General features: G+C 64.5%; 10 protein-coding genes. 3 read left to right on the top strand and 7 right to left on the bottom strand.

Features of this window, described 5'->3' with window-relative positions; translation table 11 throughout:
• Nucleotides 1-11: 11 nt before the first annotated feature.
• From U4Z64_RS07690 to U4Z64_RS07680, 3 genes are read left to right on the top strand one after another with little or no spacing between them, the layout of a single operon-like run.
• Entirely contained in the window at nt 12-776 is a 765-nt protein-coding gene (locus U4Z64_RS07690; RefSeq protein WP_321819592.1) for an acetoacetate decarboxylase, read from the top strand.
• 43 nt (nt 777-819) lie between these two features.
• Nucleotides 820-1,755, top strand: a complete 936-nt coding sequence (locus tag U4Z64_RS07685) for a 3-hydroxyacyl-CoA dehydrogenase NAD-binding domain-containing protein (RefSeq protein ID WP_321819591.1) — start codon at nt 820-822, stop codon at nt 1,753-1,755.
• 60 nt (nt 1,756-1,815) lie between these two features.
• Complete coding sequence (locus U4Z64_RS07680; protein WP_175691120.1) at nt 1,816-2,601, top strand: enoyl-CoA hydratase-related protein; 786 nt, start codon at nt 1,816-1,818, stop codon at nt 2,599-2,601.
• Nucleotides 2,602-2,646: 45 nt separating this feature from the next.
• Here the strand turns inward: U4Z64_RS07680 and U4Z64_RS07675 are convergent, their stop codons facing one another.
• From U4Z64_RS07675 to U4Z64_RS07645, 7 genes are all read right to left on the bottom strand, one after another.
• Nucleotides 2,647-3,660, bottom strand: coding sequence for an AraC family transcriptional regulator (locus U4Z64_RS07675; protein WP_234621215.1), 1,014 nt, complete (start codon nt 3,658-3,660; stop codon nt 2,647-2,649).
• A gap of 49 nt (nt 3,661-3,709) precedes the next feature.
• Nucleotides 3,710-4,723, bottom strand: a complete 1,014-nt coding sequence (locus U4Z64_RS07670) for a LysR family transcriptional regulator (protein ID WP_321819590.1) — start codon at nt 4,721-4,723, stop codon at nt 3,710-3,712.
• A 186-nt stretch (nt 4,724-4,909) separates the two neighbouring features.
• Entirely contained in the window at nt 4,910-7,492 is a 2,583-nt protein-coding gene (locus U4Z64_RS07665; RefSeq protein WP_321819589.1) for a LuxR C-terminal-related transcriptional regulator, read from the bottom strand.
• Between the two features lie 302 nt (nt 7,493-7,794).
• The gene (locus U4Z64_RS07660; protein WP_321819588.1) at nt 7,795-9,795 is read right to left on the bottom strand and encodes an acetoacetate--CoA ligase; all 2,001 of its coding nucleotides are present in this window, start codon (nt 9,793-9,795) and stop codon (nt 7,795-7,797) included.
• A 1-nt stretch (nt 9,796) separates the two neighbouring features.
• Nucleotides 9,797-10,486, bottom strand: a complete 690-nt coding sequence (locus U4Z64_RS07655) for a hypothetical protein (protein WP_321819587.1) — start codon at nt 10,484-10,486, stop codon at nt 9,797-9,799.
• A 146-nt stretch (nt 10,487-10,632) separates the two neighbouring features.
• Nucleotides 10,633-12,894: a hydantoinase B/oxoprolinase family protein gene (locus tag U4Z64_RS07650; protein ID WP_321812060.1), complete on the bottom strand. Its 2,262-nt coding sequence runs from the start codon at nt 12,892-12,894 to the stop codon at nt 10,633-10,635.
• A gap of 14 nt (nt 12,895-12,908) precedes the next feature.
• The gene (locus U4Z64_RS07645) at nt 12,909-15,038 is read right to left on the bottom strand and encodes a hydantoinase/oxoprolinase family protein (protein ID WP_321819586.1); all 2,130 of its coding nucleotides are present in this window, start codon (nt 15,036-15,038) and stop codon (nt 12,909-12,911) included.
• Nucleotide 15,039 lies beyond the last annotated feature (1 nt).

Genomic DNA, 15,039 nt, shown 5'->3' with positions numbered 1-15,039 from the left:
AGGACAACAAAGTGACCGAACAGGAATTGCTTGAACAGGCCTATGCGATGCCGCTCGTCGGCCCGGCCTACGCGAAGCCGCCGTATCGCTTCGTCGATCGCGAATTCATCATCATCACGTATCGGACCGATCCCGCCGCGCTCGAGCGGCTCGTTCCCGCGCCGCTGAAGATCGTCGAACCGATCGTGAAGTACGAATTCATCAAGATGCCTGACTCGTCGGGGCTCGGCTCCTACACCGAGTCGGGCCAGGTCATCCCCGTGACGCTCGACGGCGTGGCGGGCGGCTACACCCACGCGATGTACCTCGACAACCTGCCTGGTATTGCGGCGGGACGCGAGCTCCTCGGCTTTCCGAAGACCCTCGCGCAGCCGAAGCTCGAGGTGCGCAGCGATACGCTCGTCGGCACGCTCGACTACAACGGCGTGCGCGTCGCGACGGCCACGATGGGCTACAAGTATCAGGCGCTCGACACGGAAGAAGTCCGCCGTTCACTCGACGGCCCCGGCTATCTGCTGAAGATCATTCCGCACGTCGATGGCAAGCCGCGCATCTGCGAGCTGGTCGAGTACCGGCTGAGCGATCTGGTCGTCAAGGGTGCATGGACAGGCCCCGCCACGCTCGAGTTGCATCCGCACTGCTTTGCGCCCGTCGCGCAGCTGCCGGTGCTCGAGGTGCTTTCGGCGACGCACATCCTCACGGATCTCACCCTGGGTGCAGGTGAAGTCGTACACGACTACCTGGCACCGTCGCGTCGTGACCATCGATTCCGTTGATGCCACGACCCGCGTCATCATGAACGACTCTGGAGAGTTGAAGATGTCGAAGCAAATCAAGCGTGTTGCCGTGATCGGCACCGGCGTGATCGGCGCGAGCTGGGCCGCGCTCTTTCTCGCGAAGGGTCTGGACGTTGTCGCCACCGATATTGCGCCGGATGCCGAAGCCAAGCTCCGTCAGTATGTCGACAACGCGTGGCCGGCCCTCGAAAAGTTCGGTCTCGCCCCCGGCGCGTCGCGCAACCGGCTGACGTTCACCGCCGATACGCGGACCGCCATCGCCGGCGCGGACCTCGTCCAGGAAAACGGCCCGGAGCGGATTGCCGTCAAGCAGGCGCTCTATTCGCTGCTGGACGAAACGCTGCCCGCCGACGTGATCATCGCGTCGAGCTCTTCGGGCCTGACGATGAGCGAGATCCAGTCGGCCTGCGAGCGCCATCCCGAGCGCTGCGTGATCGGCCATCCGTTCAATCCGCCGCACCTGATTCCGCTCGTCGAGATCGTCGGCGGCAAGCAGACCTCGCAGGACACCATCGAACGCACCATCGCGTTCTATACGAGCCTCGGCAAGAAAACCATCCGGCTCAACAAGGAAGTGCCCGGCCATGTCGCGAACCGCCTGCAGGCCGCGCTCTGGCGCGAGATCGTCCACCTGGTCGCCACGGACGTCGTGAGCGTCGAGGATGCCGATACTGCGGTGTGCTGGGGACCCGGCTTGCGCTGGGGCGTCATGGGTCCGAACATGCTGTTCCATCTTGGCGGCGGTCAAGGCGGCATCGAACACTTCTTCGACCAGTTCACCGGCCCGATGACCGCATGGTGGGAAGTGCTCGGCTCGCCGCAGATTACAGCGGAAGTGCGGCAGAAAATGACCACCGGCGTTCGGGAAGAAGTGGCTGGCCGGTCGATCGACCAACTGGCCGCGCGCCGCGATGAAGTGCTGCTCGGCCTGCTTGCGCTGCGCTCCGAAGAACGCTGACGCATCCGACAGCCGCCGCGCAGATCGCGGCGGCCTCTTTCCACTCGATCATCGACCCTCATGCAATCTCTTCTGAATCTGTCATACGAAAAGCGCGCTGGCATCGCATACGTCACCGTGAACCGCCCGAAGTCGCTCAACGCACTGAACCATGCAACGCTCGACGAAATTCGCGCGGTCATGGAAGACGCGCGCGACGATTCCGCCATTCACGGCGTGATCCTGACGGGCGCCGGCGACAAGGCGTTCGTTGCCGGCGCGGACATCAGCGAAATCGCCCCGCTCGGCGCCGTCGATGCCGCGACGTTCACGCGTCAGGGACAAACCACGTTCGATCTCATCGAAAACCTGGGCAAGCCGGTCATCGCAGCGATCAACGGCTTTGCGCTCGGTGGCGGCTGCGAGCTTGCGATGGCCTGCACGATCCGTCTTGCGACGGAACGTGCGCACTTCGGGCAACCCGAAGTGAAGCTCGGTGTCATCCCGGGGTTCGGCGGCACGCAACGCCTGCCGCGCCTGATCGGCAAGGGCCGCGCAATGCAGTTGATCCTCACCGCGACCATGATCGACGCTGCCGAAGCCTACAGGATCGGCCTCGTCAACGAGGTGGTGCCGGCCGATGCGCTCCTCGCGCGCGCCGAAGCGCTGCTCGGGCAGATCGTCGCCAACGCGCCGCTCGCGACCCGATTCGCCATTCAGGCCATCAACCGGGGGCTCGACATGAGCCAGGACCAGGGCATGCTGCTGGAAAGCGCACTGTTCTCGATCTGCGCGGCAACCGACGACAAACGAGAAGGTACGTCGGCGTTCCTCGAAAAGCGGGTCGCCAACTTCAGCGCCCGTTGACGCTACCCAGGCGGCACGGCGTTCGCGCGCTCGGCGCCTTCGCCGTCACCGGCCGACGGATCGCTCGGTATTGCGATACGCGGCCGGCGTACTACCCGTCCAGTGACGAAACGCGCGATGAAATGCAGTCGGATTGTCGAACCCGACGTCGTACGCGATTCCCGCGATCGTATCGTTGGAGTGAGTCAGCCGCTGAATCGCGATGTCGCGCCGCACTTCGTCCTTGATGGCCTGAAACGTCGTGCCTTCGACTTCCAGACGCCGGCCGAGCGTACGCGTCGAATAATTCAGCGCGTGCGCGACCTGATCGATCGTAGGTGTCTCGGGAAGGCAATCCGCCATGTAACGCCAGACCTGGTGGCACACCATCTGGTCCACGAACGTGACAAATATCCAGTCTTCGGGCGCTCGCTTCAGGAACGCCTGAAGATCCGGTTTGCGCTGCCTGATGGGCATCGTGAGATAGTTCGCATCGAAGCGAAGACAGGTCATGGCTTGATCGAACTTCACCGGGCCTGGAAACAGGTAAAGATGATCGCCCGCCTGTGCCGAGCGAGGAAACTGGAAATTCACTTCGACAAGCGGAATCTTCTGGCGAATCAGCCAGGATGCGATGCCATGAATCAGCTTCAGCACCAGTTCGCAACCGAGCGCGCTCACACCCGGGCCTTGAGGCTCGATGGTCAATCGAACCATGCCGGTCCTGCCGTCCTGCCTGGATTCGAGTGTGAATTCTTCCAGGAGGATATGAAAGAACTGCGTGAGTCGATATAGCGCGACCTCGAGCCGGGGCGCGTCCAGCAAGCTCAGACAGAGAAATTTGAGCGTGCCCTTTCTCAATCGTCGGCTGAAAATACCCGGCATTTCGTCGTCCAGCTCACTGGCCAGCAGACGGTAGAGCGTGGAGAATTGCTCCTGCGTCACACGGGCCCCTGGCTTGCCAAGCAACTCGTGTGGAATGCCCGACAGCTCGGCCAGTCTGGCAATCGTCTCCCGCTCGGCGCCGGAAAGGAAGCCGTTCACGACGGTAATGGGAACGGTGGCGGTCAGTGGATTCAAGTCGGCTACCCGCAATGTCGAAGGAAGGCCATGCTGTCGTGTGCGCTGCTCACAGCGCGCTCGCGTACCGCGCATCTGCGCCGGCATCCACGCCTTCCACTGGTCTTGCTGGCTCGCCGTCGGCTCCCGGCCCGGCATACGCCGCAAACGTCTGCTCGTCGCGTGCCAGCATCGACGGCAACGTGTCACGCATCAAATCGACCCATGTCCGGATTTTCGCATCCAGATACTGGCGTGACGAGTACAGCACATACACATTCATGTGGTGGGTGCGATAGTGCGGCAGCACACATGCAAGCTGCCCATCGCGCAACCCGGCGACCGCTGAGTAAAGCGGCAGCAGACCGATGCCCATGCCACTCCGAATCCCCGCCGCCAGCGCGTCTGCGTCGTTGACGCGAAAGGCGGGCGTGACCGGCGCGCTCGCCTGTACACCATCCGGGCCGATCAGTTTCCACGCGTCATGCCCAGTCGGCGTCGCGAGCAAACCAAGGCAGGCATGCCTCTCGAGATCCTGGAGCGTGGCCGGCGCACCGTGTGTGTCGACATATCCGCGCGACGCGCACAGGATGCTGAAGGTCGCCCCGAGTCGCTCGGAAACCACGCCGGATTCCGGAAGATGGCGTTCGAGCGCGATCGACACGTCCAGGCCCTCTCCAATCAGGTCGGGCCGCCGCCGGGTCGTCAGCAAGTCGATCCTGACCTCTGGAAAACGTTGCCGATAGCCTGCGACGAGCGACATCACATAGTGCCGGTCCAACCCGTTCGCGCAATGCAGCTTCAGCTTTCCGGACGGCCGCGCATGGGCGTCGCACGTCTCTGCCTCTGCCTGTTCGAGGTAGGCGAGTATCTGGTCGCATCGCCGCCAGTATCGTTCGCCGGCCTCGGTCAACGAGACGCGGCGCGTCGTCCGGTTCAACAATCGGACCGTCAGGTGCCGTTCGAGATCCGACACCACGCGTGAAATCCGCGTGGTGCTTATGCCGAGTTGCCGGGCCGCCGCCGAAAATCCGCCGGCGTTGACCACACCAACGAACAGGCGCATGTGTTGAAGCGTGACCATGGTTTCTTCCGTTTGGAATAAACGGAATTTTTGCACGGGAATCCTGATCGATTGCCCGCAACGTTCGCAAAATTGCGTTACGTATCGCTTTGTCGTTTTGCACAATTCCGGTTGTGCGAAAGTGCTCGATTCCCCGCACCGCCTTCTCGAACTGTGCCGGCAAATCCGTGTCCGTCACCCCTTTGGTTACCGCGCGTCCGACTGCGCCTTGAGAATCGCCTGCGCCCGATTCTTGACGTCCAGCTTCAGATAAAGGTTCTTCAGGTGAAACTTCACCGTGTTCTCGGACAGGAACAGCTTCTCGGATATCTCGCGATTCGACGCTCCGCTGCACAGCAACCGCAGGATTTCATCTTCTCGCTGCGACAACAGGTTCGACCACGCCGTCTTCTGGACGTTTGCTTTCGGATTTCTCTCTGCACACTCCACGCCATCGAGCATCGCCGCCAACTCCCCACCCTCGTCAAACAATGCGCGCGTACAACCGCCCGCCCGAGCGGCGTCCTGCGCACCTTGCAAGGTGCGCAGCGCCAGCCGCGTGTGCCCTTGCCGATGCTGAACCAGCGCCTGCAATACCTGCAGCTTGACAGACAGGAGCGGTCGCGCCGGCACGATGCCGAGCGCCGACTTCAGCAATTCGGAGGCCCGGTCGAGCTGCTGCTGCGACAACGCAAGCCGGATGCGGCCAAGCAACGGGCCGCTCAGCATCTCCGTCACCGGAATCCATGCTGAATCCGGCGATGCGGCATCGCCCGATACCTGCGACAGCAACGCATCGATGCGCGTCGTCTCGCCGCTGCGCCCCGCAAGATACAGACGCTCCCACACAATCATCTCCCGCACGCTCGACCAACGATTGTGAAAGCTCAGACGCTCGAGCGTGTCGAGCGCGTCGCGCGCCTGTAGCATCCGGCCGCGCACGGCATGCACGCGCGCGATCGACACCATCGACAACGCGACGAATTCCGGCACCGTCGCGAGTGCGATATCCTCGCCGAACTGCGCGGAGAGTCGCTCAACCGTGTCAAACTGGTCTGCCTCGTAACAGGCCCAGATGCGCGACGCCGCCAGCGCCGCGGCCGACATGCCCCGGTTCACATACGGACTGCCCGCGTCGCGTCGCATGCCGCGAGTCGCATGCGGAGCATCGGTAGCCAGCCGCGGCTGCGCGCTCATCACCTGCAAGATGCAGCGCAACGCGAGCGTATAGCCATGACTGAACGCGGCCTGTGCATGATCGTTGTGGCTGTTCGCCAGCACCAGCAGGTGATGGGCCCGTTCGTCCTCCCACTCGGCCATCGCGCTGAACGCAAGGAGATTGGCCGCCGCGCCGAGCTCGAAGGCCTCGAACAGGCCGGACGCTGGCTGACGCAGCGCAGGCACGTCGGCGAGCCGCGCCGCGCCGCGCAGGTCGTTCCCGAATAGCAACGCCATCGCGAGCACGACGTCGGCGCCGTGCCCGTCGCGCGTTTCGGCAAGATATGACAGCAGCGGATGGGTCGGCCCGCCGCGCCGCAGGAACACCAGCGCCCACGCGATCTTCACCGCGAGGCTCCGGCAGCCGAGCACCTCCTGCAACGGCAGCCGGTCGAACCAGTATGCGACCGTCACCAACTCGGCACCCTCGACGAGCCGGGACGCCCAGTCGTCCAGCGTCGTGATCGCGAGCGAATACTCCCGTGCCTCGACCGCATGGAACATCGCCTCTTCCGGCACGCCATGGCGCACGTACCAGTGCGCGGCGCGGCGGTGCACGTCGATCACGCGCGCCGCATCCTCATGCGCGAGCCGATCGGACAGGAAGCGGGCGAACAGCCCGTGATAGCGATACCATCCCGGGCTGCCGTCCAGCGCCTCCACGAACAACCCGTCGCGCTCGAGCTGCCGCAGCACCGCGTCCGCGTGCCCGAACCCGGTCACTTCCTCGCAGAGCGAGCCGTTCAGGCGCCGCAATGGCGACGTTTTCAGCAGGAACGTCCGCACGTCGGGCGGCTGTAGCGCGAGCGTATTCTCCGACAGGTAGCGAACCAGCTCGAGCGGCGTGCAGTCGCGCATCTCGTCAAGCGCATCCCGGATCTCGTCGCGCGCAAGCGCCAGCTTGAACAGTTGGAGCCCCGCCGGCCATCCCTCGGTGCGCGACTGGATGAACGCCTCCGTTTCCGCATCGATCGTGTCGGCGGCATCCGCGAGGAACACGGCCGCTTCGTCCGTCGAGAAACGCAGATCCTCCATCCGCAGCACGAGCGCCTCTTCGGCGACCTGCAACGCGCTCACGCCGACGTCCGGCAGGTTGCGAGATCCGATGTAGACGCGACAGCGCCCGGGCAGCGCATCCAGCAGATCGCGAAAGAAATGCAGAATCGCCGGCTCGTGAATCCACTGGAAATCGTCGATGCAGATGCCGATCGGACCGTCGATCCGCGCGAGCTGGTCGAACACCCAGTCCAGCATGTTGTCGGACGGGCGCACCGGCTGCCCAGTCGCAGCCACGCCGGCCTCCTCGACCATCTGCGCGATCAGCGAGATGAAATACGCTTCGAAACGGCGCGGATCGTTATCGTTCTCGTCGAGCGCGAGCCACGCCATCGTCCAGCGTTTCGCGCGCCCTGCCTCCATGATCTGCTGCAGCAACGTCGACTTGCCGCTGCCGAGCGGGGCCTGCAGGATCACGATGTGCGGTACGCCGAGCCCCGTCACCCGATCGAGCAACGCGCGCCGGACGATCGCGCCGCGACGCGCGACGGGCGGAAAGAACTTGTGTTCGCGCAAGTCCGCACCGTGGCGGCGTGGCCTGCGTCGCGTCGAATTCGGGGAAGCAGTCACAATCGTCCGGATGGCGTGGAAGAGAAGGCATCGTGCCTCAATCGCGAAGCCGCTTCAAGCATCGCCGGCCGCCGGCTCCGCCGCGGGCTCGTTTGGCAGCGGCGGCGTCCAGCCCCCGACACGCGAAAATGCCGAGAATGCCGCGAACGGATTGCAGCAGAACGGGCGCAGGCAGCCTGTATCGTGCGACGTCCCGTCGTCCAGGCTGTCGGCCCCCGCCGCCCGCGCGCCGGTTACGAGCGACTCCGTCATCGCGGCACCGTGCCGGCAAAAGCAACGTATGCGTCGAGCGCCGCCGGATTGGCCATCGCATCTCGACTCGCCGCGCTTTCGACGCGCTGCCCCATCAGGATCTTGCGCACCGGCACCTCCATCTTCTTGCCGGTCAGCGTGTACGGAATCTGCTCCATCGCAACCATCACGTCCGGCACGTGGCGCGGGCTGCACAGCGTGCGCAGCCGCTCCGCGATCCGCGCGCGCAGCGCATCGTCGAGCGCTCCGCCGTCGCGCAGGCGCAGAAACAGCGGCATGAAGTAGCGGCCACCGGGCAATTCACAGCAGACGACGAGACTGTCGGCCACGGCTTCGATCTCCTCGACGACGCGATAGATTTCCGCCGAGCCGATGCGCACGCCGTGGCGATTCAGCGTCGAATCGGCCCGCCCATAGATGTAGCAACCGCCGTGCGGCACGATCTTCATGAAATCGCCGTGCCGCCACACGCCGGGGAAGTAGTCGAAATAGGACTCCCGATAACGCGTGCCGCCGTCGTCGTTCCAGAAATAGATCGGCATGGAGGGCGCCGGCCGCGTGACGACGAGCTCGCCGATCTCGTCGACGACCGGCTGGCCTGCGTCGTTCCACACGTCGACCGCCATGCCGAGCATACGCGCCTGAATCTCCCCCGCCCGCACCGGCAGCAGCGGCACGGCACCGACGAGCCCGCTGCACAGCTCGGTGCCGCCAGACTGCGACGTAACCCACAAATCCGGCTTCACGCAGCGATAGAACCACGAGAATGTTTCCGGCGTGCTCGGCGCACCGCTCAGGATCACGCTCCTGACGCGCGACAGGTCGAATTCGCGACCGGGCTCGAGGCCGGCCTTCTCCATCATCTGTACGAACGTCGGGCTGCCACCGAAGCAGGTCGCCCCCGCATCGGCGGCAAGCTGCCACAGGCAACCCGGCCCACCATGCATCGGGCTGCCATCGTAGAGCACCGCAGCCGCGCCCGTCATCAGCGACGCAACCAACAGGTTCCACATCATCCAGCCGGTCGTGCTGTAGAAGAACATCACGTCGCCGGCGTGCAGATCCATGTGCAGGTGCATCAGCTTCAAATGCTCAACGAGGATGCCGACGTGGCTGTGGACGATCGCCTTCGGCAAACCGGTCGTTCCCGACGAGAACACGATCCAGAGCGGATGATCGGGACCCACGCGTTCGAAGCGGAATGCGTCGGGCGGCACGTCGGGGCCGTCCAGAAGCGCGTGCCACGGATGCGTCGCGCACGGCAGTGTCGCAGCGCCGTCCGGCAGCACATCGGTGTCGGACGACAGCCATACGAGCGTCTCCAGCGACGGCAGCGCGCGCGCGATCTGCAACGCTTCCTCCGTGCGCTCGAACATCCGGCCGCCGAAGCTGTAGCGATCGGCCGTGATCAGCACCTTCGGCTCGATCTGCCGGAAGCGGTCGACCACCGTACGTACGCCGAAATCGATCGCAGCCGACGACCATACTGCTCCGATGCTGGTGGCGGCGAGCATCGCGACCGCGCATTCGGGCACGTTCGGCAGATACGCGACGACGCGGTCGCCGGGCTGCACGCCCATCTCGCGCAAGCGTGTCGCAACGCGCCGCACCTGGCCGGCGAGCTCGACCAGCGACAGCGTGCGCAGCGGTTGCGTTTCGCTCGCGTAATGGAACGCCGGCTGCGCCGCGTCCGCATGCGCGGCATGCTGCAGCACGTGTTCCGCGTAGTTCACGCGTGCATCGGGAAACCAGCGCGTGTGCGGCATCGGCGCGCCGTCAGTCACGCGACGCGCCGATCCGTCGAACTGCACGTCGAACCACTGCCAGATCGACGACCAGAACGCGTCCGGCTCACCGGTCGACCAGCGCCACAGCGCATCGTAGTCGGCAAACGCCAGGTCTCGATCGGCCGCGAGCCAGTCCATAAAGCGCGCCAGATTGGAACCGCGCATGAACGCGTCATCCGGCGTCCACATCAGTTCGCCTTCGTTCGTCATGTCAATGCCTTTCACGTAAGCGCGCAATGCGCGCGAGGACCGTTTCGGGATGTGCCAACGCGGGAATTTCCGCGACGTCGAATGTGTCGGGGTCCGCTGCCGGCAAATCGTCTTCGCCGAACCAGAACGCCGCGGGCACAACGACTCCGGTCGGCCCCGGGCCGCACGTCGCCGGCGCGATCGCGAAGTCCGGCGCCGCAGCACCCGTGAAGGCGACCGAAGCAGGAATCCGCAGCCCCCAATCCCAGCCATAATGCCGCGCGACGTTCGCGACCGGCTGAAGCAGTTCCAGCCCATGCGCGGCGACGTCGGCATCCCACCGGAGCGATTCGCGCATCAGAACTGCGTCCACTCCGGCGGTCGCGAAAGTGCGCAGGAAATCCGCCACGCACGCCGCCGCCGCGTCGGCCGCGTCTTCGTCGACTTCGACGCACGGCGTGCCGCTTGCGAAGGCGAATGCGCGCGCCGCCCAGTCGCGCGGCGACGGCAAATCCAGCACAAAGATCGCGTCGGGCAACGCGGCGCGCAGCGCGACCGCCAGCGCCGCCACGTGCGTACGCACCGGCTCGCTTGACAGATACGTTTTCAGCGGCAGATGCGCGCGCTTCGTCTTGCTCGTCATCTCGGCGGCAAGCGCCGCATCGCGTGTGAGCCATGCGTCGGCCACCTCCGCGAGCGGCAGCGTGAGCACGTCCGGGCGCAGCAGGCCATGCGCGTGCCGCGCCCACGCCACGCACGCGGCACTGTCGAGCCACGGTGGCGCGTCACCCGTAAGCAGCGGCGCGCTATAGCCGGCGTGATCGAGCCATAGCAGCCGACGCACGCGGCTGGCTTGTATCAATCCGGGCATGACGACGCCTCCGTGTTCAATGCGTCGAGACGCGCTTCCAGTTCCGCGATTCGCACGTCCTTCGGATCGAGCATGTACGCGCCCTGAAGCTGGTCGGCCGGCATCGTGACGCGCTGGCCCAGCGTCGTCGCGTAGATCTCCGCGTTGTCGCTCCAGCTCCCGAAGTACGGCAACGACGCAGGCGGCTCGGGCGTCACCCATTCCGCGCAGAACGCATCGAACGGCCGGGCACGGGCAATACGCGCAAGCCGCTCGGCAGCCCGTGCGTCGGCGGTCGCCTCGACGTCCACGACCAGCGTCTGCTCGTCGTAGACGACCTTGTAGATGTCGCGTGCATTCTCGTGCGACATCAGTTCCTCGCGCAGATCCTTCATCACGAGCGCCGGATCGCGTTCGAGCACGTCGCCGTAACCGCCGCCCGAGCCCTGGCAGATCATGTAGATCTCGCCTTCGTTGCAGATCTCGAACGTCATGCCCATGTCGTGGCTGCTGTACTTCGCGCCTGGAATCGGGCGGTTGTTCATCAGGTCGACGATGTCGAACGCATCGACGGCTTTTGGATTTTCCTCCAGCACCTTGAAGATGTTGATGCCCTTGATCTTCATCAGCTGATAGCTCGGGCACGAATAGCCGCCGAACAGCCCCTGCGCGGACGGAAACTTCGAACCCTCGCAGCCGGTCATGAAGCCCCACAGCCCCGACCCGCGAGCGGTCGCGATCTGCTCGTAGCCCATCCCGCCGCGATACTTGCCCCAGCCGATCCGGTCCTTCGCGAGCCGCTGCGCGCCGAGGCGGATGATCGGCGTATCCTCTTCCGCGATCTCGTGCTCGCCGGTATCGCACATGAAGCCGAACACGGGCGAGATCGAATGTTCGCCGTCCGCATGGCTGCGCGCACCTTGCCCGTTGCCGTTGATGTCCGCGCAGAAATTGCCTGTCACGTCGCCGTGTTGCGTGAGGCCGCCGTAGATGAACGTCGCTGCCTGATCGTATTGCGACGCGATCACCGCGGAGTAGCGATGCGGCAGACTATAGCTGAGCTTGTTCATCGGGATCGTCCAGACCACGCAGCCCTTGAACAGCGGCATCAGGCTCATCGCCTGTGGCATCTCGCCCTCGGCGTCGAGGATGGAGTTGCGATCGGTGATGATCTCGATCGGCGACAGCACGGCCATCGTGTGCGGCAGATCCGGCCAGATGTTCTGCAACAGCCCGGTACACAGCGCCGCCTTGAAAGATGCGATGTTGGTGTTCACCGAGCGGTTCAGGAACTGCGGCGCCGAGCCGCGAAAATCCATGATCATCCGGTCGCCCTTCACGGTGATCGCACAGGAGATTTTCTGCAGCGCGTTCTCGCGCAGGCTCGAATCCATGAACTGCAGCACGCGCGTCGTGCCGTCGGGCAGCTCGCGAATCCGCCGACGCATCTCCGTCTCGACGTCTTCCAGATGCGAGCGCAGCGTGCCGATCAGCGCATCGCGGCCATACTGGTCGAGCAATGCGATGATCCGGTCGCGCAGCCTAAGCACCGCATGCAGCTTGACCTTCATGTCTTCGAGCTGCAGCCGCGGATCGCGCACCGAGTTCTGCAGGAACGTGACGAGATCGCGCTTCAGCTCGAAATTCTCGACGATCTTGAACGGCGGCATCTTGATGCCTTCGTCGTACTTGCTCTCCGCCTTTGCGGGCAACCCGCCCGGCTCGGTCGAGCCGTTTTCGCCCTCGTGAATCGTCGACGACAGCCAGCAGACCAGTTCGCCCTTGTAGAACAGCGGCATCATCATCGACTGGTCGGTGTTGTGAATGCCGCCATAGCGCGCGTCGTTGTGGATGAACCCGTCGCCGTCCTTCACGCCGACGGTTGGATCGTCGGTCCAGTTCTTAATGATGAAGCGGATTGGATAGAAGCAGCACGCGGCGAACGCGATAATCCCGTGCGGCGCAATCATCGACAGGTCGCCCTGTGCAGTGTAGATCGCGGTCACGAGGTCGCCCCATTTCGCACCCGGCGCCGCCCCCATCTGGTTCACCATCGTGAACGCCTCGGACAGCGCCGAGTTGATCAATCCGCGTACATGGTGAACCTGGTGCGGATCGACGCCCTGCTCCAGCACTTCCTGCTCGGCCTTCGAGCGCGGCAGGATGCTGTGGTTGCGCATGATCTCCGGATCCGGCCCGAGGAACAGCGTGTTGTCGGCGATGAACTTGTCGAGCAGTGCCCGGTCTTCCGCATTGATGTCGTTTTGCATGTCGAACTCCTTGCTTACTTGCGCAGGAACCACGCGCCGCCCTGGGCCGTCGCCTGGTAGATCCATCCCGGTTCGACGAGGAACGTCGTCGCGCGTGTGGTGATGACGGCCGGCCCTTCGATCCGCGTACGCTCGGCGCGCGCGCGGTCGTCGTAGATTGCGGTGCGCAGCGGCCCGTCGTGCCCGACGAAGTGGCAGTCGCGATGACCGACCGGCTCCGGCGGCGGCAGCGGATCGTCACTGACCGTCAGCTTCGCGAACTTCACCGACGGCTGTTCGACATACGCGCACACACGTAGCGTATTGATCCGCACGCCCGTCTCGGGGCTCTGGGAGCCCTCGCCGAAGCGCGAGCCGTAACTTTCATGGAACAGCTCCATCAGCGTCAGCACGTCACGCTGGCTCTTCAACCGCGACAGCGGCGTCACCACCGCCGTCTGCACGCGCTGGTTGCCGTAGCGCATGTCCAGTTCGAGCCGGTAGCAGATCTGCGCCGGATCCATGCCCTGCCGTTCGAGATCCTCGCGCCCGCGCCGCTCCAATTCCTCGACACCGCGGTTGAACGCGTCGAAATCCGCGAAGAACGATTTCGTGTTCGGATTGAACAACACCGTCCACGTATTCATCTCGTGAATATGCATCTGGTTCACCGTGCCGGCACCGCACGCGGAGAAGGTCGACGAATACGGCGGTGCGAGGGCACGACTGATGCCGAGCGCGGCCGCGATCCCGCACGCGTGCAGCGGGCCGTTGCCGCCGTACGCGAGCACCGTGAAATCCTTCGGCTCGTAGCCGCGCGTGCGCAGCTCGGTCGCGATCCCGTTCGCCATTGACGCGTCGACCTGCTTCTTGATCAGCTTCGCGGTCTCGATCACGTCGAGATCCAGCTCGTCGCACAGGTCGTCCTGCATCGCCTGCTTTGCGCGACGCGGGTTCAGCGGGATGCGGCCGTTTGCATAGTTTTCCGGATCGAGATAGCCGAGCAGCAAGTCTGCATCGGTGACGGTCGGATGCTGGCCGCCGCGGTCGTAGCAGGCCGGCCCGGGGTCGGAGCCGGCCGATTGCGGACCGATCTCGACGGTCTTGTACATGCGCTCGTAACGCGCAATCGAGCCGCCGCCCGCGCCAAGCGCGACGAGATGCACCATCGGCACGCTGACGAGCCAGCGATCGATCACCGGGTTGAAATCGTAGAATTTCTGCCCGCCGCTCACGACAATCCCGATGTCGAAACTGGTGCCGCCCATGTCGGTCGCGACGACGTTGCCGAGCTCTGCGGCGGCGGCCAGGTATTCGCTCGCGGCGATCCCCGACACGGGTCCCGAATGGACCGTCTGCAGCGCATCGGTCGAGTTCAGTTGCGCCATCCCGCCCGAATTGTGATTCACCAGCATCGGCTTCGCGTAGCCCTGCTGACGCAGGTTCAGCTCCAGCGTGCCGAGCCCGTGATACATGATCTGATGCAGGAACGCATCGATGATCGACGATGTCGCCCGCGAGTACTCGCCCTTTCGCCCGACGACCTGATGCGACAGCAGCATCGGAATCGCACCGAGCATGTGCGCCGGATATTCGTCGAGGAAAATTTCGCGCACTCGCAGTTCATGCACGGGATTCACCACGCTGTTCGTGAACATCACGACGAGCGCCTGCGCGCCGGCATCGACGAGTTCGCGAATGCGCAGCCGCACGTCGTCCTCGTCGAGCGTCCAGAATACCTGGCCTGCATAGTCGATACGCTCGCGCACCTCTCGGATCAGCGGAATCGGAACGAGCGGATCCGGCCGCGCGGCATTCGGAATATCCATCTGCTCGTGCTCGGACAGCCCTTCGCCGTACCCGCGCGCCCGGGACAACGGCACCGTGTGCTTGAAGCCCGTGGTGACGAGCAAGCCGACCCGCGGCCCCTTGCGCTCGATCAGCGCATTGGTACCGAGCGTCGTCGCATAACGCACGGAATCGACTTCGGACAAAAGCTGCGTCGGCGTCAGTTCGAGCTGGCGACACGCGTCCGCGAGCGAGTCGTTGAAGCCGACCGCGAGATTGTGATGAGTGGTCAGCGATTTGCCCTCGACGCACTGCTCGCCCCACGCGACGAAGCAATCCGTGAAGGTGCCGCCGATGTCGACGGAAACACGTTTCATG

This window comes from Burkholderia sp. BCC1996 (assembly GCF_905339955.1).
Lineage (GTDB): Bacteria > Pseudomonadota > Gammaproteobacteria > Burkholderiales > Burkholderiaceae > Burkholderia.
This window is presented reverse-complemented; position numbering and strand designations above follow the sequence as displayed.